The following is a 22,868-nucleotide window of genomic DNA, read 5'->3' as shown; positions in this document are numbered from 1 at the left end:
TCATCTATGCTGTTGGCATGAACGATCTGGCCATCATCCTGTCCGAACCTGTCGCCCGCCTCGGCGCCACCACGATCACGCTCGGCCATGCCCTGGGTTTCGGCGCAATGCTGTTCCTCGGACTGTTCGTGGCGCTCGTCGTTGCGCTCTGGCGATCGGCCAAGGCGCGTGCAATGGCGGCTGCCGAAGCCGCCGACCACGCCCGCGACGCCGAGGCGAGGATGGCCGGCATCTTGGCAAGCCAGGCGGAAATGCAGGGCCGCATGGGCGCCATCGCCGAAGTGTTCGGGGCGCGCCAGGCGGAACTGACACAGTCGATCGGCCAGCGCCTCGATGCCATGACCGGCCGCTTGGGCCAGACCATGACCGAGCAGACGAGATCGACGCATGAGAGCCTCGCCAAGCTGCAGGAACGGCTGGCGGTCATCGATATCGCGCAAGGCAACATCCAGTCGCTGGCCGGCCAGGTCGTGCAATTGCAGGCGATCCTTTCCAACAAGCAGACGCGCGGCGCCTTCGGCCAGTCGCGCATGGAAGCCATCGTCGCCGACGGATTGCCGCACGGCGCCTATGAATTCCAGGCGACCTTGTCGAATGGCAGCCGGCCCGACTGCCTGGTGAAGATGCCGAACGGCGCACCGTCGCTTGCCATCGATGCAAAGTTTCCGCTCGAGGCCTGGAATGCCATCCGTGCCGCCGAAGGCGCCGACCTGCAGAAGTCCGCCGCTCAGGCTTTCCGCCGCGACATCGAGGTGCATGTCCGCGACATCGCCGAAAAATACCTGATCCAGGGCGAGACGCAGGACACCGCCTTCATGTTCGTGCCCTCGGAATCGGTGTTCGCGGAAATCCATGAGAATTTCGAGGCCGTTGTCCAAAAGGCGCATCGATCGCGGATCGTCATCGTCTCGCCATCGCTTTTGATGCTGTCGATCCAGGTCATCCAGGCAATCCTCAAGGACGCACGCATGCGCGAGCAGGCCCACCTGATCCAGGGCGAGGTCATCCGGCTGATGGAAGACGTCTCCCGGCTCGACGAGCGGGTGCGCAAATTGCAGACGCATTTCGGTCAATCGGCCAGGGATATCGAGGACATCCTCGTCTCGACATCGAAGGTGACCAGGCGCGGACAAAAGATCGAGGCGCTGGAGTTTGGCGTACAGCCGGCAGAGGACACCGCTGGTTCGAATGGCAGCGGAGCAATAGCGGAAAGCAGCCCGCGCGTCGCCGATTCGAAAACCGGGCAATTGAGGCTGAGGGTCGTCGAAGGCGACGATTGAGAGCTATGCTGGAACCCGGAGCCGAGCGCTTCGCCCGGGTCCGGCGCTACTGCTCCTCGATGATGATTGTGCCTTCGAATTCCGGCAGCCAATGCAGCGCCGAGCGATGCCAGATCTGCTTTCTCGGCACCAGTTGATCGCGCTGCCGTGTCGTGCCGACCCTGATGCCGTAAACCTTCGGTCCCGCGCCCGCCGACGTGGCGTAGAGATGCGAGCCGCACTCACCGCAAAATGCCTGGGCGCGCTTGGCGCCGCTCGAACCGGTCTTGATGTAGATTTTCGGCGTGCCCTTGGTGATCCTGTAATTGTCCTCGGACGCCGGCACGGTGACGCGAAAGGCCGTTCCGGTTAGCTTCTGACAATCGACGCAGTGACAAATGGTGGTCTTTTCCGGATCGACTTCGGCCTCGTAAGTGATGGCGCCGCAATGACACCCGCCGTCGATTTTCATCTTCGTTCCTCCTGGAGCTTTTGCCCGCAATCATAACCGGGACTGCCCGATGGCGCAGCCATTTTCCTCAGACCGGTTCGCCTCCGGACGCCGCCAAGGCCTTGCTCCGGCGTTCCCAGGTGCCGGTGGTCTGCGGCTTGACGAAGAGCCGCGTCACCTCCGGCATCTCCGCCTTCAGTCGCGTCTCGAGGCGCTCGACGCAGGTCTCTATCTCCGGCGCCGACAAATGATCCTCGAACTCGATGCTCAAAGCGGCGACGATCTCCTGCGGACCCATATGCAGCGTCAGCACGCCATTTGCCCGTTGCACCGCCGGGTCCTGCTGGACGATGGCCAGCACCTTTGTTTGCACCTCGGGCGAGGCCGGCTCGCCGAGCAGCAGGCTTTTGCTTTCGCGCGCCAGGAAGATGGCGGTCGCGCCCAGGATGAGCGCGATGCCGATCGACGCGGTGCCGTCTAGCTTCGGCATGTCCAGCCGTTCCGCCGCCAATATGCCGGCGAAGGCGACAACGAGGCCGAGAAGTGCCGCGCTGTCCTCGAAGAGTACGGTGTAGACACTCGGATCCTTGCTGAGCTGCACCGCCTCGAGCCAGCCGTGGCTGCCTTTTTGGTGACGGAATTCCTTCAGCGCCACCAGCCAAGAGGTACCTTCGAAGAGGAAGGAAAGGCCAAGGACAGCGTAGTTCACCTTGGCGTTGGCGATCGGCTCCGGCGCCATGATGTGCGTCACGCCTTCGTAGAACGATATGCCGGCGCCCAGCGCAAAGACGAGGAGCGCGACGATGAAGCTCCAGAAGTACAGCTCGCGGCCATGGCCGAGCGGATGCGTGCGGTCGGCCGGCCGGGCGGCACGGTGCATGCCGTAAAGCAGCAGGCTGCCATTACCGGTATCGACGAGCGAGTGGACGCCTTCCGAGAGCATTGCCGAGCTGCCCGTGAACAACGCAGCGGCGAACTTGGTCAGTGCGATCGCAAGATTTCCGGCGAGCGCCGCATAGATCACTTTTTTCGACCCGCCATGCGCCGCCATGGTGTGCTGCCTTGGTTGATGCACCGAGATTGGCGGAGCGCCCGCCCACGCTCCACAGTCCCCACAACGCCCGAAGTGCCCAGTTGTTCACAAGGTCAGTTGTTCAAAAGGGCGGCGCGGGGCTATTCGACGACCTCGTCCGTCCAGACCTTGAAGCCAGCCAGCGCGCCCGGCCCGAAAATGTGGGTCAGCGGCACATCGGCGGCATCGCGTCCGGAGGCAATCAGGATACGGCCGATGCGCGGCGCGTTGTTGCGCGGGTCGAACGCGTGCCAGCGGCCGCCGAGATAGACCTCCATCCAGGCGGCGAAATCCATGTCCGACCACGGCTTCGGCAGACCGATATCGCTGATATAGCCGGTGCAGTAGCGGGTCGGAATGTTCAGGGCGCGGCAGAAGGCAACAGCGAGGTGGGCAAAGTCGCGGCACACACCACTCTGCTCGCGATAGGCCTCGGCGGCGGTGCGTGTCGGGCGTGCATTGAAATAGTTGAAGACGATGTGGTTATGGACGAAGTCGCAGACCGCCTGGACGCGCGGAATGCCGAGCGGGGTGCTGCCGAACAGCCGCCATGCTTCATTCGACAGCACGTCGCTCTCGCAATAACGGCTGGGCAGCAGGAACAGCAGCGTCTCCGACGGCAGATCGCGCACCTCGTGCTGCCACGCCGTCAGCTCGCGCGTCTCGAAGGAGCCGGGGTCGCGGATGACCGCGTCAGTGCCGAACGCAAAGCGCCCGGCCGGCGCAACGAGACGGTTGCACCAATTGCCGAAACTGTCGCGGTAGCTTTCGATTGGCACCGGCGGGTTCGACGTCAGGAAGTCCGGCCGCTCAAGATCGGATGCGCGCGAATAATGGACATTTAGCATCGCGATCAGCGGTGTTTCCTGCGGGAAATCGAAACTCATCTGGCAACCGATGTGGATCCGCATTGTCGTCCTGACCGGCCTGCCTGATCATCAGCTGGCGAAACGCAAGGGCTGATGCTGCAGTGCGAAGAAGACCATGGCACGGACCGCTGCGGTTTACGAGGGAATTAGAAACCGGTTAACAGCCATCGGCTAGGGCGACTGCACGGCAACGGCCTCTTGCAGTCGAGCGTTTTCTCTTGTTTCACTTCGCTAGGCATCAACTGGAGGAACGAATCATGGCTAAGGGTGCGATGAAGGCGGGCAAGGAAGCCCGCAAGCCGAAGAAGGACGCGAAGAAACCCGCTCCGGCGCCGGCCCTGAAGGCACCGCCGGTGAAGGCGATGAAGCTGAAGGACAAGTAGGGCCGCAGCTACCGTTTCGGCTCATTTCGACCGGCCGCGAACGCGGCCGGTATGATGTTCATTAAGCTCACGCTCATCCCCATGGATGCGGCGAAGATAGTTTTTGCGCCTTCAAGAAATCGGCCGGAAGCCATCGAAACGGAGCGTTCCGATGTCGTGGATTTTCCTGTTCCTCGCCGGCCTGTTCGAGATCGGCCGGGCGATCGGCCTCAAATACACCGACGGATTCTCGAAGCCGCTGCCGACCGTCCTGACGGTAGCCTCGATGATCGTCAGCCTGACCTTGCTCGGCCTGGCGCTGAAGGCATTGCCGGTCGGCACCGCTTATGCGGTGTGGACCGGCATCGGCACCGTCGGCACGACGCTGTTGGGGATATGGCTGCTCGGGGAGCCGGCGACGGCGATCAGGCTGGCCTGCATCGCCCTCATCGTCTGCGGCATCATGGGACTGAAGCTCGCGGCCTAGCCGATTCTGACAGACGAACGCGTTCGGGGCCGCTGCAAGGCGGCCCTGATTCTTGAATTCGACTGATTAGCGCCGGAAGGCGCTATCGGGCGGAGAAGCCGGGCGGCGTCCTGCCGGTGCGCTGCTTGCGCGCGGCATAGCGTGCGTCACGCTTGGCCTTGCGCTCGGCCTCGTCAGCAAGAAAACGGGCGATGCGCTCGTTCTCTTCAGCTTCCCGGATCTTCGCTTCGGCCTGTGCGGCTTCTTCCGCAGCGATGCGTGCCGCTTCGGCAGCTGCCTCGCGCTCGGCCTTTTCGGCCGCTTCGCGCGCCAGCTTTTCCTGCTTCAGCCTGGCCTTTTCGGCCTCGCGTATCGCGCGGGCCTCGAGGATCGCCTTGCGCTCGGCCTGCCGTGCCAGCACCGCTGGATCATCTGCCGCCGGCTTTGCCTTGAAGCGCTCCAGAAGCGCCTTCTTTGCCTCGTTTGCGGCATTGCGCCGCTCGAAAACGTCTTTTTCCCTATAGATAGCCAAGTCCACTTCCCTGAAGTCAATTTGCGAGGCTTACATACGCGTGAAAACCGAGAGTTCAAGCGCCAAAACGGTATGCCAGCCATGAAATTCTGATCTGTTGCAACCAGGAGACGCCATTTCGATTGAATTCGGCTGAAAGCCACCCGCACTGTTCACCATCCAGGCCTCTGGCGGGGCGACGGACTGATCGCTACCTGTAGCGGCAAGACAAAACGCTGGGATGACACACTATGGAACTCGGTCTCTACACCTTCGCCGACGTCAGCCCGCAACCGGGTCCCGGTGCGATCGGTGCGCATGAGCGGTTGCGCAACCTGATCGAGGAGATCGAGCTCGCCGACCAGGTCGGGCTGGACGTCTTTGGTCTCGGCGAGCACCACCGTCCCGACTATGCTGCCTCGGCCCCGGTGGTGGCCCTGGCGGCGGCTGCCGAACGAACCAGGCGCATAAAGCTGACCAGCGCTGTCACCGTGCTGTCGTCCGACGATCCAGTGCGCGTCTTCCAGCAGTTTGCCACCCTCGATCTTCTGTCCGGCGGCCGGGCCGAGATCATGGCCGGGCGTGGGTCGTTCATCGAGTCCTTTCCGCTGTTCGGCTACAATCTCGAAGACTACGACGAGCTCTTCGCCGAGAAGCTCGACCTGCTGCTCGCCATCCGCGATCATGTCAAGGTGACCTGGTCGGGCAGCCTGCGCGCGCCGATCAACGATCGCGGCGTCTATCCCCGGCCCGTGCAGGACAAATTGCCGATCTGGATCGCCGTCGGTGGAACACCGCAATCCGTCGCCCGCGCGGGCGTGCTCGGGCTGCCGCTGGCGCTGGCGATCATCGGCGGCGAGCCGGCGCGGTTCGCACCGCTGTTCGACATCTACAGGGATGCAGCCAGGCGGGCCGGCAACGATCCGGCGAGCCTTGCCACCAGCCTCAACGTGCACGGTTTCATCGCCGAGACCACGGACCAGGCAGCCGACGATTTTTACGGGCCGCAGGCCGAGGTGATGAACCGCATCGGCCGCGAGCGCGGCTGGGGGCCGACATCGCGGGCGCATTTCGACCAATCGCGCGGCCCGAACGGCGCGCTGTTCGTCGGCAATCCAGAACAGGTGGCCGAGAAGATCATTGCCCAGCACAGGATATTTGGCAACGACCGCTTCCTGCTGCAAATGGCGATCGGCACCATGCCGCACGCCAAGGTCATGAAGGCCATCGAACTCTACGGCACCAAGGTGGCGCCGATCGTGCGCCGGGAAACGGCGAAGGCCGTTCCCGCCGTGGCGGCGCCGGTTGCCTGATTGACCGGCAAGGCCGCGAGGCGGCCTTGCCGGTGACGCCGGCTAACGGAACCTTGAAGCGACAGAGGCGTTTTCGCCAACGGTCTGCACCAATCGCGGTGTGCCGCCGAGGGTCAGAATGAAAGCCGAACCCGCCGCTTCGGGCGCAAGCGCTGCCGAAAGCCCGGATCCGCGCGTCGAGGCGCGGGCGGATGCGCATCTGATGCGTTCGCTGCTCGTTGGCATCTTCATCCTCATGGCGATCTACGCGCTTTACTTCGCCCGCGCCTTCTTCATGCCGGTCGTTCTGGCTTTCCTGCTGGCGCTGACGCTGACGCCGATCGTTCGCTTCCTGCGCAAGCATGGCATGCCCGAAGTCATTTCGGCGACACTGCTGGTGCTGCTTTCGTTCTGCCTCGTCGCCGTCGCGGGATATCTGCTCAGCGGCCCGGTCATCGATCTCATCAACAACACCTCGACGATCGGCCAGCAGCTTACCGAACGTCTGGCACAACTGCGCCGTCCGTTCGAAAGGATCGTGGAGATTTCACGCCAGATCGAGGGCCTGACACAGACATCCCAGGAGCCGGGCGTTCAGAGGGTGGCGATGGCGCCATCCGGTATTCTCTCGCAGGCCGCCGGCAATGTGCTGTCGGCCGGCGCCAGCGTTACTATCGTCTTCGTCCTGTCGCTGTTCCTGCTCGCCTCGGGCACGATGTTCTATGAAAAGATCGTCCAGTCCTTCCCCAGTCTTAGCGAAAAGAAGCGGGCGCTGCGCGTCGTCTACGACGTCGAACGTGAAATCTCGCATTATCTGCTTACCGTCACGGTCATCAACACATGTCTCGGCGTGGTCATCGGGCTCGGCCTGTGGGCGCTCGGCGTGCCCAACGCTCAGGTCTGGGGCGCGGCAGCGGCTCTGCTCAATTTCCTGCCCTATATCGGGGCGCTGACCACCATCACACTGGTCACGATCATCGCGCTGATAAGCTTCGACACGATTTCCTATGCGCTGCTGGCGCCGGCCTTCGTCCTTTTGTGCGACGTCGTCGAAGGCCAGTTCGTGACGCCGACGGTGGTCGGCCGCCGTCTCGAGATCAACGCAGTGGCGATTCTCATCGCCATCGCCTTCTGGTCGTGGCTATGGGGTTTCGTCGGCGCGCTGCTGGCGGTGCCGCTGCTGGTCGTCATCAAGGTGTTCTGCGATCATTTCGACGGTCTCAGCCATGTCGGCAATTTCCTGGCGGCGCAACACACGGCGGTGGCTGAAGAAGAACTCATCGAGGACAGCACTGCAGCGCAAACCGACGCGCGGCGTTTGCGGCGCCCGGATTGAATGCCTATATCGAGCCGGTCAAAGCTCGGACTCCCTTCCATGACCGATATCTCCTTCGACATCGATGCCTATTTCGCCCGCATCGGATACACCGGCTCGAGGGACGCTTCGCTGGACACGCTGGAGTCGCTCCATCTCTTGCACCCGCAGGCAATCCCGTTCGAAAATCTCGATCCGTTTCTAGGCCGCCCGGTTCGTCTCGATCTTGCCTCGCTGCAGGAAAAGATCGTCGCTCGGCGTCGCGGCGGCTATTGCTTCGAGCACAATCTCATTTTCATGCATGTGCTGAAGGCGCTTGGCTTCGCCGTCAGCGGCCTTGCAGCACGCGTTCTTTGGGGCCAGCCCGATGATGCCATAACTGCACGCAGCCATATGTTGCTGCGTGTCGAACTCGACGGCCGAACCTACATTGCCGACGTCGGCTTCGGCGGGCTGACGCTGACGGCACCGCTCCTGCTTCGACCGGGTCTCGAGCAGAAGACCCCACATGAGACATTCCGCATGGTTGAGACAGGCGATCATTTTCGCCTGCAGGCCAATGTCGGCGGCGACTGGCGTACGATGTACCGCTTCGACATGCAGCAGAACTATGAGGTCGACTATTCGGTCAGCAACTATTTCCTGTCGACCCACCCAACCTCGCACTTCCTTTCCTCCGTAGCCGCGGCACGGGCCTTGCCGGATCGCCGTTATGCGCTCCGCAACAACCGGCTGTCGACGCATCATCTCGGCGGCGGTACCGAGCAGATGGAGATAGCAACAGCCGCCGAACTCGCCGACGTGCTGGAAGGCCCGCTCGAAATCGCCATTCCCGACCGTGCAGCCTTCGAGGCCATGGCGCGACAGAAGAAAATCCTGGAGGCCTAAGACGCCATGACCGCTCTTTCCGTTCTCGACCTGTCGCCGATCGTCGAAGGCAGCAACGCTTCCCAGTCACTCGCCAATTCGCTCGATCTCGCCCGCCATGCCGAGCGGCTGGGTTACCGGCGCTATTGGCTGGCGGAGCACCACAACATGCCGGGCATCGCCAGCGCCGCCACCTCGGTGGTCATTGCCCATGTCGCCGGAGGTACCCGTACGATCCGCGTCGGCGCCGGCGGCATCATGCTGCCCAATCATTCGCCGCTGGTAATCGCCGAGCAGTTCGGTACGCTCAACGCTCTGCATCCCGGCCGCATCGATCTCGGCCTCGGCCGGGCGCCCGGCACCGACATGGCCACGGCACGGGCGCTGCGCCGCAACCTCGACGCCGGCGCAGACAATTTCCCGCAGGACGTCGTCGAGCTGATGGGTTACTTCCAGCCGGCCGAAGACGGTCAACGCATCCGCGCGGTGCCCGGCGAAGGCGAAAAGGTGCCGATCTGGATCCTGGGCTCCAGCCTCTACGGCGCGCAGCTTGCCGCCATGCTCGGCCTGCCCTACGCCTTCGCTTCGCATTTTGCGCCGGCCGAGCTCGACCATGCGCTGGAGATCTACCGCTCGCGCTTCCAGCCGTCGGAGCAGCTCGACAAGCCCTATGTGATGCTCGGCCTCAACGTCTTCGCCGCTTCTTCCGATGCCGAGGCGCGGCTGTTGTTCACCTCGCTGCAGCAGGCCTTCGTCAATCTGCGCACCGGCCGGCCCGGCCGATTGCCGCCGCCGGTCGAAGGATATGAGCGCGACCTCGATCCGATGGCCAAGACCATGCTCGGACAGGCGCTTTCCTGCGCCGTCGTCGGCTCTCCCGAAACGGTCAGGCAAGGCATCGAGGCATTCGTGGGCCGCACCGGCGCCGACGAACTGATGGTCACGGCGCAGATTTTCGACCATGCGGCGCGGGTGCGCTCGTTCGAGATCCTGGCCGACGCTCACAAATCGCTGTCGGAAGCTGCCTGAGAGTTGGTTCGCCACCTGGCACTGTTTGCGGGCAAGGCCGGCCTTAGGCAGGGAACATCGCGAACAGCTGTGCGAAGACATTGCGAACAGTTCGCGCGTTTTACGCGGAGGTTCTCGATCCGTCATGCTCGTCCGTTAGACGGAACCGCGGCGTCTACTAAATGACAATCACCTTGGTGCCGATTGTGGCGCGGTTATAGAGATCGATGATGTCTTGGTTCATGAGGCGAATGCAGCCAGCCGACACCGCTTTGCCGATGGACCACCATTCAGGGCTACCGTGCAGCCGATATCCAGTGTCGCCTTTCTCGTTGAAAAGATAGAGCGCCCGCGCCCCGAGCGGGTTCGTGAGTCCGCCCTCCATATGGGCCGGTATGATGCGGCCTCGCTTCTGCTCGCGCACGATCATCGCAGACGGCGCACTCCAATCCGGCCATTCGCGCTTCCTCGCAACGTGAGCAGTGCCATGCCACTCGAAGCCCGCCTTGCCGACGCCGATTCCATAGCGCAGCGCCTGACCATCTCCCAACACGTAGTAGAGGAACTTCGCTCCTGTATCGACAATGATGGTGCCAGGCGCCTCTTCAGTCGCATAAGGCACTGTCTGCCGAAGGAACTTCTGGTCAACCTTGTAGATCGGAACCGGCGGAACGCGAAAACCGGCATCGGTGAGGCCGCCATAGGCCGAGGGGGAAGTCTTTAATGCGCCGCCGGTGGTGCAGCCGAAGAATGCGACCATCCCAGCAAGTACCAGCCCGATTAGGATCGATTTCACGCGCATGACTCAAGCCGGCGCCCGTGTGAGCGATCAGCCGCATCTCGTCATATTCCTAATCCGACATGCTTCGATTGCCAAGATTTTCCTGCTTGTCGGCGGGCTGCCGCAGTCGGCAGGACAGTGGGAGCGCTGTCCGCCCGGCATTACAAAGTTTCTGAACAGTGCCCAAGCGCTACGCGCTGACGCTCTGCGCAGTGGCGCCTAGCGGACGGCATGAATTGCGGATCATCAAGCGTCCCTTGAGCGTCAGCTTGCGCGGCGGCGCATCCCTGTTTCCGGCGAGCCGGTCGAGCAGCAGATTGGCCGCCTGTTCGCCAATCGCCTGCACCGGCTGTGCGACCGTGGTCAATTGCGGCCGGAACACATCCGACCACGGAAAATCGTCGAAGCAGGCGACCGAAATATCCTCCGGACAGGACAGGCCGATATCGCGAATGGCCTTCATGGTGCCGATCACCATCGGGTTGTTGGCCGAAAAGATGGCGCTCGGCCGGTCGTGCAGCGAAAGCAACTGCATGGTGGCGTTGTAGCCATCGACTTCGTGGAAATTGCCGAAGCGGACGAGCTCGGGCTCGCCCGGCAGGCCGGCGGCCTGAAGGGCCTCGCGGTATCCCGCCATGCGGTCATGCATCGGCGAGATATCGAACGAGCCGGAGATGTAGCCGATGCGCCGATGGCCGAGATCGATCAAATAGGTGATGGCGTCGAACACCGCGCGCTGATTGTCGAGAACGACGGCATCGGTGTCGACACCCTGGCAAACACGGTCGAGCAGCACGACCGGCACATTGGCGTCGTCGACAATCCGTTTGAGGATCGCGCCGTCGCCGACACGCGCGACGATCAGTCCGTCGACCATCCGGTCGAGCAGCAGCCTGATCTGATCGTCCTGGGTATTCAGGTGCTCGTCGGTGCAGCACAGCATGACGGCGTAGCCGGCCCGGTCGAAAGCCTGCTGGATGACCGAGACCACGTCGGTAAAGAACGGGTTGGTGATGTGTGGGACGGTGAGCCCGATGGTGCGTGTGGTGCCCATCTTCAGGCTGCGGGCGATGGCATTGCGCTTGTAGCCGATGTCGCGGATCGCCTGTTCGATGCGCTGGCTGAGCTCGGGGCTGACGGTCGCGGTGCCGTTGATCAGCGCCGATACGGTGGCCACGGAAACACGCGCCGCCTCGGCCACATGAAGCATGGTCGGAGCAGTGAATTTGCGCTGCTTTTTTCGTCCTGACGCTGTCATTTTCGAAACGTTTAACCACTCCACGGCAGCAATAAGTACGGAATCTTATGATTTTGCGCAAGAATTGAAATGAATCAATCTTAGGCTCCAGATATTGCCTTGACATGATCGAAACGTTTAGATTAGCGTTTGAGGTCTTCGGTGACGACGGAGGGAGGCCGTCCTTGTCATGCAGCACGGCAATTCCATTCCTGCGCAAGGCGTTATGGCGGGCGGCTCGGCTATCGTGCTGAGCGCCGAACATATCTCCAAGTCCTTCGGCGGCATCGCCGCACTTGTCGATGTCGGTTTCGAGCTGCGGCGCGGCGAGGTCCATGCGCTGATGGGCGAGAACGGCGCCGGCAAATCGACGCTGATGAAGATCCTGTCCGGCGTCTATACGGACTATAACGGAACGGTCAGTATCGATGGCCACGCGGTGCGCTTTGCCGGCGTCCGCGAAGCCGAGCGTGCCGGCATCGCCATCATCCACCAGGAGCTGAACCTCGTCCCCGAACTCAGCGTCGCCGACAATATCTTTCTCGGCCGCGAGAAGCTGATCGCCGGGTTGATCGTCGACCGCAAGGCGAGCAGCCGCGGTGCCGGCGCGCTGTTGCAAAGGCTCGGCATCGAGCTCGACCCGGATGCGCGCGTCGGTGCCTTGCGCGTCGGCGAACAGCAACTGGTCGAGATCGCCAAGGCGCTGTCGATGTCGGCACGCATCCTGATCATGGACGAGCCGACCTCGGCGCTTTCGCCGGCCGAATGCCAGCGGCTGTTCCGCATCATCCGCCAGCTCGCCGATAGCGGCGTGGCGATCGTCTACATTTCGCACCGCATCGACGAAGTCATGCATCTAGCCAGCCGGGTCACGGTCTTTCGCGATGGACGCCACGTCCTGACGCAGGCGATGGACAAGCTCGACGAAGAGGCCATAATTTCAGCGATGGTCGGGCGAAACCTGCTTGCTTCCTTCCAGGAGCACCGCATCCCCGGTGGCAACACGGTCCTTTCCGTAAGCGAGCTGTCGTTGTCGAAGCCCAATCGCCATGGCTGGCGCACCGTGCTCGACGGCGTCAGCTTCGATCTTGCCGCGGGAGAAATCCTCGGCATCGGTGGGTTGCTGGGCTCGGGCCGTACCGAAATCCTGGAAACCATCTTCGGGTCCAGCGGCGGACGTGCTGGCGGTGAGATCAGGCTCGATGGCGAGGCAGTAGAAATCCGTTCGCCGCGCGATGCGCGCCGGCTCGGCATCGCCCTGGTCACAGAAGACCGCAAGACGCAAGGCCTGCATCTCGAGGCCTCGATCACCGACAATGTCGCGCTGCCGCTGGTCGGCGCGCTGGCGCGGTTCGGCCTGCGCTCGCTGGCCGGCGAGCAAGGGCTGGCACAGGACGCCGTCAAGGCGCTCGGCATTCGCTGCGAGACCGTCGAGCAGTCGGCCGGCACGCTGTCCGGCGGCAACCAGCAGAAGGTCGTCATCGGCAAGTGGCTGGCGACGAGGCCGCGGGTACTGCTGCTCGACGAGCCGACGCGCGGCATCGATGTCGGCGCCAAGCGGGAAATCTACGATCTCATCTTCAAGCTGGCGCGAGACGGGCTGGCGATCGCCGTCATCAGCTCGGAATTGCCGGAGCTGCTGCATCTTTCCGACCGTATCCTGGTCATGGCCGACGGCCGCCAGACGGGAATGCTGTCTCGCGCGCAAGCCAGCGAGGAGGCCATCATGCGACTTGCGGCGCCGCGACGGACCATGACGAGGCCTGCCGCATGAGCATTTTGCATATCCTGTCCCGGACGAAACTCTATTGGGGCCTGATCGCCATCTTCCTGATCGGCGTGCTCGGCTCGCCGATCAGCTCCAAGGGCAACAACATTTTCCTGTCCTACGGCAACCTGCTCGATGTGCTGCGCCAGGTGTCGACCACCGGCCTGATTGCCACCGGCATGACGGCGGTGATCATCACCGGCGGTATCGACCTTTCCGTCGGCTCGCTGATGGCAATCTGCACGGTCGTCTGTGCCATGCTGCTGACGGTCCCCGGCGTGACGCCGGCGGTGGTGCTGGGGGTGCCGACAGTTGCCGTGGCAGCCCTTTGCCTCGGCATTCTCGTCACTCGTTTCATCCTGCTGAACATCGAAAAATCCCGCGCCGGCGCGCAGGCCACGCACGACATCAGGTTGGACAGCGTTCGCGGGCTGGTCACGCCCGGCATTGTCGGGGTGATCCTGTGCAGTCTGGTGCTGTGGTTCCTGCTGCCGCAGGTAGGCTCAAAATTCGGCGTGCTCGGCGTGTTGCTGGTGGCGCCTTGCGTCGGCCTGCTGTTCGGCGCGCTCAACGGCTTCATCATCGTCGCCGGGCGGCTGCAGCCCTTCATCGTGACGCTGGCGATGATGGTCACTGCGCTTGGTATCGCCCGGCTGACAGCCGGCCAGAACAATGCGGTGCTGCCGGTCTATACCGGGTCGAACGCCACCGCCGATTTCGAAATGCTGCGCTCGCTGGTGTTCGGCGTGATCCCGATGCCGGGCCTGTTCTTCCTCGGCGCCATCCTGATCTACGGCGCCGTGCTGCGCTTCACCCCGTTCGGCCGCTATGTCTACGCAATCGGCGGCAATGAGGAGGCGGCGCGGCTGTCGGGCATCGCCGCTGGCCGCGTGAAGATCGCCACCTATGCCGTGTCAGGGCTGCTGGCCGGCATCGCGGCGGTGCTCTATGTCGCGCAGTACCGGCAAGGCAAGCCGGACGCCGGCGCCGGGCTGGAGCTCGACGCGATTGCCGCCGTGGTCATCGGCGGCACCAGCCTGATGGGCGGACGCGGCAGCCTCACCGGGACGTTCTGCGGCGTGCTGATCTTCGGGCTGCTCTCCAACATCCTGCAGCTGCACAACATCAATTCGAACCTTCAGCTGGTGCTGAAGGGGATGATCATCATCGGTACCGTGCTCGTACAGGAGCGCAATGCCGGTGATCTTCTCTTCTATCTGCGACTGCCCGGTGGGCAAGCGCACAAGGAAACGGCCGCGGCAAAGCGGCCGTCGCAAGAGACCGCGTCTCTGAATATTGGAGGAAACAAGAAATGAAACGACGTGAATTGTTGAAGCTCGCCGGGCTGACAGCGGCACTCCTGACCACGACCGCCATGTTTGCTGGCGGTGCCCATGCGCAGGACAAGAAGTGGAAGATCGGCTTCTCGCAGGTGACGACCATCGAACCCTGGCGCGCCCAGTTCAACAAGGACATCCTGGCCGAAGCGGCCAAGCATCCGGAAGTCGAGCTGATCATCACCGACGGCGAGGACAAGACCGAGAAGCAGGTCGCCGATGTCGAAAACCTGATCCGTCAGGAGGTCGATGCGCTCTTGGTATCACCGAAAGAATCCGCCGGCCTGACCGGTGTCGTGCAGCAGGCGATCGATGCCAAGATCCCGGTCTTCGTGCTCGACCGCAACGTCGAAACCAACGACTACACGCAGTTCGTCGGCGGCGACAACAAGCTGATCGGCCGGGCTGCCGGTGAATATGCCGTCGAGCTGCTTGGCGGCAAGGGCAAGGCCGCCGGCAACGTCGTCGAGATCTGGGGCGGCATGGGCACCCAGCCGGCACACGACCGCCATGACGGCTTCCATGAATTCACCGACAAGGAGCCGGGCATAAAATACCTGCTCGACCAGCAGTCGGGCGACTGGAAGCAGGACCAGGCCTACAACATCATGGCGACCGCGCTGCGCAACAACGAGAAGATCGATCTCGTCTACGGCCACAATGATCCGATGGCCTATGGCGCCTATCTCGCAGCCAAGGACGTCGGACGTGAGAAGGACATCAAGTTCATCGGCATCGACGGCCTGCCCAATGAAGGCGTGCAGCTGGTCGCCAATGGCGAGCTGACGGCGACGTTCACTTATGTGACGCCGGGCGCCGAAGGGCTGCGGCAGGCGATCAAGTTCCTGAACGGCGAGAAGGTGGAAAAGACCATCACCCTGCCGACGCAGAAGATCACCAAGGAAAATGCCGCCCAGATCCTGAAGGACAACGGCCTCTGAGACGAGGCTTTCCTGCCGGGCGTTCAGCGCCCGGCAGGAACAACAACCAAACGCCGGCAGGCAGCAGCTCAAGCCAGCTTGGCCAGCAGCTTCATGAAAATGGCCGCTTCTTTGGCGGAAAGCGGCGCCAGCGTTTCCTGCGTAATCTCGCGGGCAAGCGGGATCAGCCGATCGATCGCGTCGCGCCCCTCGGCCGTCAGACTGACCAGCAGGCGCCGTTTGTCGACTTCGTGTTTGCTAAGTTCGACAAAGCCACGCGCTTTCAGCCGATCAATGACGCCCTTCACCGTCGCCGCATCCATGGCGATCAGGCTGCCAAGCTGGTTCTGCGAGGTCTCGCCGACGTCGCGCAATTTGGCCAAAGCGGCAAATTGCGGCGGCGTCAGATCGGCGATGTGTGCGGCGAAGATCGAGACGTGGCGCTGATGCGCCTTGCGCAGGATGAAGCCGACCTGCTCCTGCAAGCGATAGTCGTTTTCGTCAGGCTCCTCGGCCTCGACCAGCTTGAGCAGATTGTCGTCGGCGCTCACCGCAGCCCATCCCATGCCTTGATGTCCTTGGCCGCCAGTCCGCCCATGCGGTCGTGCACGCGCGGGCCGCAGGTCATGGCGAGGCAGAACAGGATCTCGTCGGGACGGGGGCCATCGCTGATGCCGATTTCCATAGCGTCGAAATGGCTGCGCACATAGGCGGCGTTGATGTGGCCGAGCGGCACATCGAGCCGCGCACCGAAAGCGCCGACCTTCTTCGCCGAGGGCACGATCGCCTTGGCGTCGCCGAGCCGCTCGCGCATGGCGTAGCCGCCCGGCACATGCCACAGCGCGCCATGCTCCAGCTCGCCTGCGGAGCCGACGATGGCACCCTTGCCGTAACCGTCGATCTGCTTGGCGTCGCCGCCCAAGGCGGCAATTAGCCGGTCAGCGAGCATCAGGCCGAGCGGCTTCAGATCTTCCATGGCGCCCTGCAGTTCCTCGACGTAACGGCCGGCGAACGGGTTCTTCACCACAGCCATGGCCGCCGCGCGGCGCCGCGGCACCTTCGCCACCGGCCCGCCTTCGTGAAAAATCTCTTCGGTCAGCACGGCGATCTTGCGGATCGGAAACTCAGGCATGAGCAATTTCCCTCTCTAAAACTTTATTGGCGAGCGCCACCCGACCTGCGATGCGCGCCTGACCGCCGAGGAAGAGCGCCGCGGCGACAATCAGGCCGCGCCGCCGAAACTCCTCGGCAACGGCAAATCCACCTTCCAGCGCAATAGCGATTTCAGCGGCGGAAAGCGGCCCGACGCCCTGCGTCACCAAACGGTCGCCGAGATCGCTGTCAGGTGCGAGATCGCGCGCCGGCACGCGCGTAACGGCCGGATGACCGGGCAGATCGATCGCGTTGGCGATCAAGGTCGCGGCGCCATCGGCTTCAGCACCCGTCCGCGCCAGCACCGTGACGGCGTCGGCAATGCCGAGCGAAAAGGAGCGGCCGCGCCAGCCGCTTGTCGCGACACCGCGGATCCCGTCTTCGGCCCGGATCGTGAGACGGTCTGCCAGCCCATGACCTGTCCCGGCAATGGCAAGCGTCATCGACCGGCCGTTGCCGAGATGGATCGCGCTGTCGCCGCCATCGTTGACATAGGCGCGATCGAGCCGGCGGTCGGCAAGCAGCGCACAAAGTACTTCATCGGCTACCGAGCCGGCGACGGCCGCCATCGGTGTGATGAATTGTTTCGCTAGCGGAACGACCGCCGCTTCCATGCGGCGCGCTGTCGGGCCAGCGAAAGTCCGTGGCCGCGAGGAGGCCGGGCAGCGCAGCTCGGGCAACTCTTCGACCAGTTCAACCAGGATTGTCTGGAAGCGCGCCACTGCCTGGCGATAGGCGGCGCTGCATTCACTCGCCTCGCCGAAGGCCTCGACGATCAGATCGATCGGCCCATGATTGAGGTGAAGCCGCCGGCCGTCCTCGAGCCAATGCGCCTGCGGGCCGTTCATCGCCCGGCTCCGTTCGTCACCGCGCGACGCAACTGCGCCAGCGGCGGCCAGGGATTGTCGCCGGGTGCGGCCGTGCCCTGGCGCGGGTTGAGATACTCGCCGCCCTTAGCCAGGATATCATCGACGCTGCGGATTTCGGCTTCGTAGCCGCCGAGCCTGACATAATCGTCGCGGCGCATGGTGAACTCGATCGGCGCCACCAGCGCCGGCGTCGGGACATAGCCGAAGGCGCCTTCCGGCACGCGGGTGACGTCGACCATCAGCGTGATGCCGCCGCCCGGCCAGACATAGACCGGCGCGCCGCCGACCGTCACATAAGTCGTCAAGCCCTGCACCGAGCGGGTCAGATTGACCGGGTTCTCGGTGACGCCGGCGCGCAGCGAGCCGCCGGCGCCGCCGACGAAAAGCACGGTGCAGAGCGCCGGCTCGCAATTGTCCTCGATCAGTTCAACCGACTTCCGCAGCCGCTCCGGGAACGGTTTCTGGACCGGCTTCAATTCGTCGTCGAGCTCGTAATAGGCGAATTGCTCGCCGGTGGTCGAGACCATCAGCAGCGACATGCCGGGGCGCGCACCCTTTTTGGCGTTCCATTCACCAAGGATCGACAGCGGGTCGGAAATGCTGGTGCCGCCCCAGCCGAGGCCGGGCTCCGAGACCTTGAAATAGCGGCCAGGCGTCGAACGGCGGCCGATGATCTTGATGCCGGTATCCTGCCAGCCAAGCACCTTGCCGGCCTGATGCTCGGAGACGACGCCGGTGATATGGTCGTCGACCACCACCACCTCGTCGACAAGGCCCCGCCACTGGGTGGCGAACATGCCGATCGTGGCCGAGCCGCAGCCGACGCGCATGCGCTGTTCGAGCTTACCGTCGATGACCGGCGGCTTGCCGGCTTCGACGATGACGGTGGCGCCGCCGTCGATGACAAGCTCGACCGGCTTGCGGTTGCACAGGCTGAGCATGGCGTCGCAGGTGGCGCGCCCTTCAGCCTTCGAGCCGCCGGTCAAATGATGCACGCCGCCCAGCGACAGCATCTGCGAGCCGTATTCGCCGGTGGTGACATGGCCGATCGCCTCGCCTTGGGCACGGACCGTTGCCGTTTCGGGGCCAATATGACGGTCGGTGTCGATCTTCACCTTGACGCCGCAATAGGAGAAGATGCCCTCGGTGACGACGGTGACCAGATCGACGCCTTCGACCTCCTGGCTGACGATGAAGGGCGCCGGCTTGTAGTCGGGATAGGTGGTGCCGGCGCCGATCGCGGTGACGAAGCGGCGGCCGGTGTTGACCAGTTCGCCGTCCCATGCCTCGCCTTCCTCGGCAAAGGGCACGACCGCGCCGCCTGTCTCGGCCGCGTGGTCGAGGATGGTCAGCGGATCCATCCGCACGATCCTGCCGCCGACATTGCCGTAGCGGTCGCAGGCGCCGGTGCGGCCGTCGGCGATGTAGCACATGACCGGACAGGCATCGCAGCGGATCTTCTCGGCCACCAGCTTCTCGCCAGGATCGTGTGTCTCGAAGCGTTCGGCAAGCTCGCTCATCGGCGCGCCTCCTTGTCGAGGATGGCGGCGCGGATGCGGGTCGGCGTCGCCGGAATTTTGGTGACCAGGACGCCGGTTGCGTGGCGGAACGCGTTGAGGATCGCCGGCGCCGTCGGGATCAGCACATGCTCGCCCAAACCCTTGGCACCGAAGGGTCCTTCCGGATCCGGAACTTCTATCAGGATGGTCTCGATCGGCGGCACGTCGCCGATGGTGGGGATCAGATAGTCGTGCAGGTTTTCGGTGCGGCCGGGGATGTATTCTTCCATCAGCGCCATGCCGATGCCCTGGGCGATGCCACCCTCGATCTGGCCTTCGGCAAGCAAGGGATTGATGGCCTTGCCGACATCGTGCGCGGCGGTGATTTTTATCAACTTCACGGTGCCGAGCCTGAGGTCGATCTCCAGTTCGGCGATCTGGGCGCCATAGCCATAGACAGCGTAAGGCTTGCCCTGACCTTTTGCATCGAGCGGCTGCGTCGGCGGGTCGTAGCTTTCCTCGGCCCGGAAGACGAAGCCTTCGGCGTCTGCCTTCAGCGACGAAAGATCGATGCGGCGCGTCGCTTCGCCTTCCCCGATGCTCAGACTTGTGCCGTCCAGCGCAATCGCCGCCTTTTCCGAGACATTGGCGAAACGCAAGATCTCCTCGCGCAAGGCGCGGCCGGCCTTTTCGGCGGCCTTGCCGGTGACGAAAGTCTGGCGCGAGGCCGAGGTCTTGCCGGCGTCGGGGGTGATCGCCGTGTCGGCGCCTTTCAGCCGGAGCTTTTCAAGCGGAAGACCCAACGCGTCGGCGCAGATCTGCGCGATGACGGTGTTCGAACCTTGCCCGATATCGACCGCCCCCTGATGCAGGACGACTTCGCCCGATACCGAGATGCCGACCTTGATGGTCGACGGATTGGGCAGCGAGGTGTTGCCGCAGCCGTACCAGCACGAGGCCACGCCGACGCCGCGTTTTTTGACGCTGCTACCGGCATTGAACGCTTCGGCATCATGAAGGGCACGCTGCCAATGTGAGCGGAGGGCCTCCAGGCAGTCGCCGATGCCGACGCCCGACTCGAGCCGCTGCCCAGTGACTGTTTCGGATCCGTTACGAAGGCAGTTCTTCAGGCGAAAGTCGAGCCGGTCCATGCCGAGCTTGTCGGCGAGCTCGTCATAGAGGGTCTCCTGCATGATCGTCGCCTGCGGCACGCCGAAACCGCGAAAGGCGCCGGCAATCGGACCATTGGTGTGGATGGCGCGGCCTTCGGCGCGATAGTTCGGCGTCGCATAGGGGCCGGAGGCGTGCACCGGCACGCGGTTGGCGACCGTCGGCCCCCAGCTGGCATAGGCGCCGGTGTTGAAATCGCCGGCGAAGACCATGCCGGTGACACGGCCGTCGGCATCGACGCCGATGCTCGCTTTCATCTGAGCCGGATGGCGCTTGGTGGTCGAGATCATCGATTCGGTGCGGGTATAGGCGAGCGCCGCCGGTCGACCGGTTTTCATGGCGACGAGGCCGATGAGCGGTTGCAGCGAGACGTCGAGCTTGGAGCCGAAGCCGCCGCCGGTGGCGGTCGGCACGATACGCACCTTTTCCGGGGCAAAGCCGAGCACTTTTGCCGTGTCGTCACGGTCCATATAGGGCGCCTGCGTGCAGGCGACGACGACCAGCGTGTCGCCGTCCATGAAGGCATAGCCGGCTTCCGGTTCGATATAGGCGTGCTCGACATAGGAGGTGTCGATGGCGCCGGAAACGACGAAAGCCGCACCGGCAAGCGCGGCCTCCGGGTCGCCACGCTCGACGAAGCCGGAGGTGAGCAGGTTCGACGGCCGGTTTTCATGGACCAGTGGCGCACCGCCGGCCCGTGCTTCGCCAGTTTCCAGAAAATGCGGCAATTCGGTCCAACTGACCGGAAAATCGGCAAGGTCGAGATCGAGGATAGCCTCGCATTCGCCGGCAACCAGCGCCACCGCCTCGCCGCGAAAGCGCGAAAATCCTTCAGCCAGCGCCGGCTGGTCGGCGAAGGGCGCGATGACGCCGAAACAATTCTTTCCCGGAATGTCGGCGGCGGTGAAGACGCCGGCAATGCCGGGATGGGATTTCACCCAGCCATCGAGATCGCCGAAGCTGAAGGCCGCATGATAATGCGGCGAGCGGACCACCAGCACAGACAATGCATCCATGGGGAAGGAATCGCCGCCGAACTTTTCGCCGCCGGTGACTTTCGGCACGCCATCGAGGCGGATCGGAGAGGAGCCGACGGCATGGCCGGACAATGGCATGCGCGGATCGAGACCATCGGTATAGCGCCAAGCATCCATTACCGCCGCAACGATCTTGCGATAGCCGGTACAGCGGCAGAGCACGCCGCCCAGCGCATCCTGCGTTTCGGCCTCGCTCGGGTAAGGCGTCCTGTCCAGGAGTGCCGTTGCCGCGACCAGCAGGCCGGGCGTGCAGGCGCCGCATTGTGCCGCGCCATGGCTGAGGAACGAAGCCTGCAGCGCCGACAGCCTGCCATTGGCGAGGCCTTCGACGGTCGTCACCACGGTGCCGGAGGCGGAAGCCGCGGGCATCAGGCAGGCGCAGACCGGCTCGCCGTCGACCAGCACCGTACAGGCGCCGCAATCGCCGGCATCACAGCCGATCTTGGTGCCGGTCAGCCGCAGCTCGTCGCGCAGCACCGCGGACAGCCGTCGCACCGGCGGCACGCAAACGCTGACGGCGGCGCCGTTGACCTCGAAGGCGATATCGGCGCGCTCCATGCCCATCAGGCTGCCGCCCTTTCGCCAGGAATAGCGCCCATCGTACCAAGCACGGCGCGGGCAACGATCTCGCGCGCAGCATCCAGCCGGTATTCGGCGCTGCCGCGAACATCCGCAATCGGCGACAGCTCGTCCATTGGCGCGGATTGGATCGCAGTGGCCAACGCGTGGCCGACGGGCCGGCCGCGCAGCGCCGCCTCGACACCCGCCAGGCGCCTGGCGACGACCGAGCAGGACCCGACGGCGACGGCAGCGTTCCTGACGACACCATCTTCGACGACCAGGCGGGCGGCGGCCATGGCGATAGAGATGACGAGATAACGCCGCGCGCCGAGTTTCACGAAGGCGGAGCCGCCGGCGGTCGCAGGTTTGGGAATGCGGATTGCCGTGACCATTTCGCCGGGCTGCAGTGCGGTGCGACGGTTGCCGAGGATGAATTCTGCAAGGGGCAGATGCCGGGTCGCCACCGCGGAACGCAGTTCGACTTCGGCATCGAGCACCAGCAGCGCCGGCACGCCGTCGGCGGCCGGCGAGGCATTGCAAAGATTGCCGGCAATCGAGGCAGTGTTCTGGATCTGCACCGAGCCGACTTCCCGCGCCGCCTGCTTCAGCGCGTCGAAGGCCGCCGGCAGCGGATGGCGGACGAGATCGGTCCAGGTGGTGCGCGCGCCAACGAGCCAATGGTTCTCGGCTTCGGCAATGCCGCGCAACGCCGCCAGGCCATTGATGTCGAGGATATTGTCGCGGAAAGGCTTGCTGCCCTGTGCCGGATAAAAGTCGGTGCCGCCGGCGAGGATGCGCCATTGTCCTTCGCCCAGCAAAGCGAGGGCGTCGTCGACCGTGGTGGGTTTTGCGTAACGGATCACGCTTTGCCTTCCCAGAATGGGCTTCCCGAGAGGGGATCCTGCCGAAAGATTTTCCCGAGCATTCAAGGCAGGAAATTCATTCGTATGCAAATGATATCAAGCCGGCAGGAATTGTCAAAGCCAGAGTTTGTACGACTGTTGGCACCGGTGCGCCCGGAACGCATTTGTTGTGCCATGAGAGGTTGACGCAGCCGGCCATCTG

Annotated in this window: 22 protein-coding genes; 10 read left to right on the top strand and 12 right to left on the bottom strand. The window is 63.8% G+C overall.

Annotated features, from left to right (window positions below; all coding sequences use genetic code 11):
* Positions 1–17: 17 nt before the first annotated feature.
* The gene (locus tag NKH21_RS02790) at positions 18–1,280 is read left to right on the top strand and encodes a DNA recombination protein RmuC (RefSeq protein WP_352862966.1); all 1,263 of its coding nucleotides are present in this window, start codon (positions 18–20) and stop codon (positions 1,278–1,280) included.
* A 46-nt stretch (positions 1,281–1,326) separates the two neighbouring features.
* Here NKH21_RS02790 and NKH21_RS02785 read toward each other — a convergent pair whose 3' ends face one another.
* From NKH21_RS02785 to NKH21_RS02775, 3 genes are all read right to left on the bottom strand, one after another.
* Positions 1,327–1,731, bottom strand: a complete 405-nt coding sequence (locus NKH21_RS02785) for a GFA family protein (RefSeq protein WP_352663611.1) — start codon at positions 1,729–1,731, stop codon at positions 1,327–1,329.
* A 67-nt stretch (positions 1,732–1,798) separates the two neighbouring features.
* Complete coding sequence (locus NKH21_RS02780) at positions 1,799–2,761, bottom strand: cation diffusion facilitator family transporter (RefSeq protein ID WP_352663613.1); 963 nt, start codon at positions 2,759–2,761, stop codon at positions 1,799–1,801.
* Positions 2,762–2,883: 122 nt separating this feature from the next.
* Positions 2,884–3,693, bottom strand: coding sequence for a transglutaminase-like domain-containing protein (locus NKH21_RS02775; protein ID WP_254815869.1), 810 nt, complete (start codon positions 3,691–3,693; stop codon positions 2,884–2,886).
* A 215-nt stretch (positions 3,694–3,908) separates the two neighbouring features.
* Between NKH21_RS02775 and NKH21_RS02770 the strand changes: the two genes are divergently transcribed.
* Positions 3,909–4,034: a hypothetical protein gene (locus tag NKH21_RS02770; RefSeq protein WP_013528464.1), complete on the top strand. Its 126-nt coding sequence runs from the start codon at positions 3,909–3,911 to the stop codon at positions 4,032–4,034.
* 151 nt (positions 4,035–4,185) lie between these two features.
* Complete coding sequence (sugE, locus tag NKH21_RS02765; protein WP_352862965.1) at positions 4,186–4,500, top strand: quaternary ammonium compound efflux SMR transporter SugE; 315 nt, start codon at positions 4,186–4,188, stop codon at positions 4,498–4,500.
* 82 nt (positions 4,501–4,582) lie between these two features.
* Here the strand turns inward: sugE and NKH21_RS02760 are convergent, their stop codons facing one another.
* Positions 4,583–5,011 carry a DUF6481 family protein gene (locus tag NKH21_RS02760; protein WP_023718183.1) on the bottom strand — a complete coding sequence of 143 codons (429 nt, stop codon included), beginning with the start codon at positions 5,009–5,011 and terminating at the stop codon, positions 4,583–4,585.
* Positions 5,012–5,241: 230 nt separating this feature from the next.
* Between NKH21_RS02760 and NKH21_RS02755 the strand changes: the two genes are divergently transcribed.
* From NKH21_RS02755 to NKH21_RS02740, 4 genes are all read left to right on the top strand, one after another.
* Complete coding sequence (locus tag NKH21_RS02755) at positions 5,242–6,303, top strand: LLM class flavin-dependent oxidoreductase (RefSeq protein ID WP_352663617.1); 1,062 nt, start codon at positions 5,242–5,244, stop codon at positions 6,301–6,303.
* 118 nt (positions 6,304–6,421) lie between these two features.
* Positions 6,422–7,618 (top strand): AI-2E family transporter, encoded by a 1,197-nt coding sequence (locus tag NKH21_RS02750; protein ID WP_352862964.1) that lies wholly within the window; start codon positions 6,422–6,424, stop codon positions 7,616–7,618.
* Positions 7,619–7,657: 39 nt separating this feature from the next.
* Positions 7,658–8,485, top strand: coding sequence for an arylamine N-acetyltransferase family protein (locus NKH21_RS02745; protein ID WP_352862963.1), 828 nt, complete (start codon positions 7,658–7,660; stop codon positions 8,483–8,485).
* A gap of 6 nt (positions 8,486–8,491) precedes the next feature.
* The gene (locus NKH21_RS02740) at positions 8,492–9,493 is read left to right on the top strand and encodes an LLM class flavin-dependent oxidoreductase (RefSeq protein WP_352862962.1); all 1,002 of its coding nucleotides are present in this window, start codon (positions 8,492–8,494) and stop codon (positions 9,491–9,493) included.
* A 157-nt stretch (positions 9,494–9,650) separates the two neighbouring features.
* On the opposite strand, the gene NKH21_RS02735 is transcribed toward NKH21_RS02740, so the two are convergent.
* Together NKH21_RS02735 and NKH21_RS02730 are read right to left on the bottom strand one after the other, a co-directional pair.
* Complete coding sequence (locus NKH21_RS02735; RefSeq protein ID WP_352862961.1) at positions 9,651–10,274, bottom strand: L,D-transpeptidase; 624 nt, start codon at positions 10,272–10,274, stop codon at positions 9,651–9,653.
* 169 nt (positions 10,275–10,443) lie between these two features.
* Positions 10,444–11,463 carry a LacI family DNA-binding transcriptional regulator gene (locus tag NKH21_RS02730; protein WP_352862960.1) on the bottom strand — a complete coding sequence of 340 codons (1,020 nt, stop codon included), beginning with the start codon at positions 11,461–11,463 and terminating at the stop codon, positions 10,444–10,446.
* Between the two features lie 217 nt (positions 11,464–11,680).
* On the opposite strand from NKH21_RS02730, the gene NKH21_RS02725 reads away from it, so the two are divergent.
* Genes NKH21_RS02725 through NKH21_RS02715 form a run of 3 tightly spaced genes read left to right on the top strand, consistent with a single transcriptional unit; the run spans position 11,681 to position 15,536 of the window.
* Positions 11,681–13,264, top strand: coding sequence for a sugar ABC transporter ATP-binding protein (locus NKH21_RS02725; protein WP_352862959.1), 1,584 nt, complete (start codon positions 11,681–11,683; stop codon positions 13,262–13,264).
* Positions 13,261–14,574 (top strand): ABC transporter permease, encoded by a 1,314-nt coding sequence (locus tag NKH21_RS02720; protein ID WP_023718176.1) that lies wholly within the window; start codon positions 13,261–13,263, stop codon positions 14,572–14,574. Before NKH21_RS02725 ends, NKH21_RS02720 begins: the two co-directional genes overlap by 4 nt.
* Positions 14,571–15,536, top strand: a complete 966-nt coding sequence (locus tag NKH21_RS02715; protein WP_352862958.1) for a substrate-binding domain-containing protein — start codon at positions 14,571–14,573, stop codon at positions 15,534–15,536. Before NKH21_RS02720 ends, NKH21_RS02715 begins: the two co-directional genes overlap by 4 nt.
* Before the next feature lie 68 nt (positions 15,537–15,604).
* Here the strand turns inward: NKH21_RS02715 and NKH21_RS02710 are convergent, their stop codons facing one another.
* Genes NKH21_RS02710 through NKH21_RS02685 form a run of 6 tightly spaced genes read right to left on the bottom strand, consistent with a single transcriptional unit; the run spans position 15,605 to position 22,666 of the window.
* The gene (locus NKH21_RS02710) at positions 15,605–16,066 is read right to left on the bottom strand and encodes a MarR family winged helix-turn-helix transcriptional regulator (protein ID WP_352863092.1); all 462 of its coding nucleotides are present in this window, start codon (positions 16,064–16,066) and stop codon (positions 15,605–15,607) included.
* Entirely contained in the window at positions 16,063–16,647 is a 585-nt protein-coding gene (locus NKH21_RS02705; RefSeq protein ID WP_352862957.1) for an amino acid synthesis family protein, read from the bottom strand. Before NKH21_RS02705 ends, NKH21_RS02710 begins: the two co-directional genes overlap by 4 nt.
* Positions 16,640–17,515, bottom strand: coding sequence for a UPF0280 family protein (locus tag NKH21_RS02700; RefSeq protein WP_352862956.1), 876 nt, complete (start codon positions 17,513–17,515; stop codon positions 16,640–16,642). The genes NKH21_RS02705 and NKH21_RS02700 overlap by 8 nt, the downstream gene beginning before the upstream one ends.
* Positions 17,512–19,056 (bottom strand): 6-hydroxynicotinate reductase, encoded by a 1,545-nt coding sequence (locus tag NKH21_RS02695; protein WP_352862955.1) that lies wholly within the window; start codon positions 19,054–19,056, stop codon positions 17,512–17,514. Before NKH21_RS02695 ends, NKH21_RS02700 begins: the two co-directional genes overlap by 4 nt.
* Entirely contained in the window at positions 19,053–21,806 is a 2,754-nt protein-coding gene (locus NKH21_RS02690; RefSeq protein ID WP_352862954.1) for a molybdopterin-dependent oxidoreductase, read from the bottom strand. Before NKH21_RS02690 ends, NKH21_RS02695 begins: the two co-directional genes overlap by 4 nt.
* The gene (locus NKH21_RS02685) at positions 21,806–22,666 is read right to left on the bottom strand and encodes an FAD binding domain-containing protein (RefSeq protein ID WP_352862953.1); all 861 of its coding nucleotides are present in this window, start codon (positions 22,664–22,666) and stop codon (positions 21,806–21,808) included. The genes NKH21_RS02690 and NKH21_RS02685 overlap by 1 nt, the downstream gene beginning before the upstream one ends.
* Between the last annotated feature and the right edge of the window lie 202 nt (positions 22,667–22,868).

The organism is Mesorhizobium sp. M1329, assembly GCF_040318035.1.
GTDB lineage: Bacteria > Pseudomonadota > Alphaproteobacteria > Rhizobiales > Rhizobiaceae > Mesorhizobium.
The sequence above is the reverse complement of the archived record's forward strand: the minus strand, read 5'-3'. Positions and strand labels throughout refer to the sequence as shown.

Excerpts from the sequence above, each read along its gene's own strand:
- NKH21_RS02780 (WP_352663613.1), bottom strand. The coding sequence starts at position 2,761 with ATGGCGGCGCATGGCGGGTCGAAAAAAGTGATCTATGCGGCGCTCGCC.
- NKH21_RS02720 (WP_023718176.1), top strand. The coding sequence starts at position 13,261 with ATGAGCATTTTGCATATCCTGTCCCGGACGAAACTCTATTGGGGCCTG.
- NKH21_RS02715 (WP_352862958.1), top strand. The coding sequence starts at position 14,571 with ATGAAACGACGTGAATTGTTGAAGCTCGCCGGGCTGACAGCGGCACTC.
- NKH21_RS02690 (WP_352862954.1), bottom strand. The coding sequence starts at position 21,806 with ATGGGCATGGAGCGCGCCGATATCGCCTTCGAGGTCAACGGCGCCGCC.
- NKH21_RS02740 (WP_352862962.1), top strand. The coding sequence starts at position 8,492 with ATGACCGCTCTTTCCGTTCTCGACCTGTCGCCGATCGTCGAAGGCAGC.
- NKH21_RS02725 (WP_352862959.1), top strand. The coding sequence starts at position 11,681 with ATGCAGCACGGCAATTCCATTCCTGCGCAAGGCGTTATGGCGGGCGGC.
- NKH21_RS02755 (WP_352663617.1), top strand. The coding sequence starts at position 5,242 with ATGGAACTCGGTCTCTACACCTTCGCCGACGTCAGCCCGCAACCGGGT.
- NKH21_RS02730 (WP_352862960.1), bottom strand. The coding sequence starts at position 11,463 with ATGCTTCATGTGGCCGAGGCGGCGCGTGTTTCCGTGGCCACCGTATCG.
- NKH21_RS02735 (WP_352862961.1), bottom strand. The coding sequence starts at position 10,274 with ATGCGCGTGAAATCGATCCTAATCGGGCTGGTACTTGCTGGGATGGTC.
- sugE (WP_352862965.1), top strand. The coding sequence starts at position 4,186 with ATGTCGTGGATTTTCCTGTTCCTCGCCGGCCTGTTCGAGATCGGCCGG.
- NKH21_RS02750 (WP_352862964.1), top strand. The coding sequence starts at position 6,422 with ATGAAAGCCGAACCCGCCGCTTCGGGCGCAAGCGCTGCCGAAAGCCCG.
- NKH21_RS02745 (WP_352862963.1), top strand. The coding sequence starts at position 7,658 with ATGACCGATATCTCCTTCGACATCGATGCCTATTTCGCCCGCATCGGA.
- NKH21_RS02790 (WP_352862966.1), top strand. The coding sequence starts at position 18 with ATGAACGATCTGGCCATCATCCTGTCCGAACCTGTCGCCCGCCTCGGC.
- NKH21_RS02695 (WP_352862955.1), bottom strand. The coding sequence starts at position 19,056 with ATGAGCGAGCTTGCCGAACGCTTCGAGACACACGATCCTGGCGAGAAG.
- NKH21_RS02700 (WP_352862956.1), bottom strand. The coding sequence starts at position 17,515 with ATGAACGGCCCGCAGGCGCATTGGCTCGAGGACGGCCGGCGGCTTCAC.
- NKH21_RS02705 (WP_352862957.1), bottom strand. The coding sequence starts at position 16,647 with ATGCCTGAGTTTCCGATCCGCAAGATCGCCGTGCTGACCGAAGAGATT.
- NKH21_RS02785 (WP_352663611.1), bottom strand. The coding sequence starts at position 1,731 with ATGAAAATCGACGGCGGGTGTCATTGCGGCGCCATCACTTACGAGGCC.
- NKH21_RS02775 (WP_254815869.1), bottom strand. The coding sequence starts at position 3,693 with ATGCGGATCCACATCGGTTGCCAGATGAGTTTCGATTTCCCGCAGGAA.
- NKH21_RS02770 (WP_013528464.1), top strand. The coding sequence starts at position 3,909 with ATGGCTAAGGGTGCGATGAAGGCGGGCAAGGAAGCCCGCAAGCCGAAG.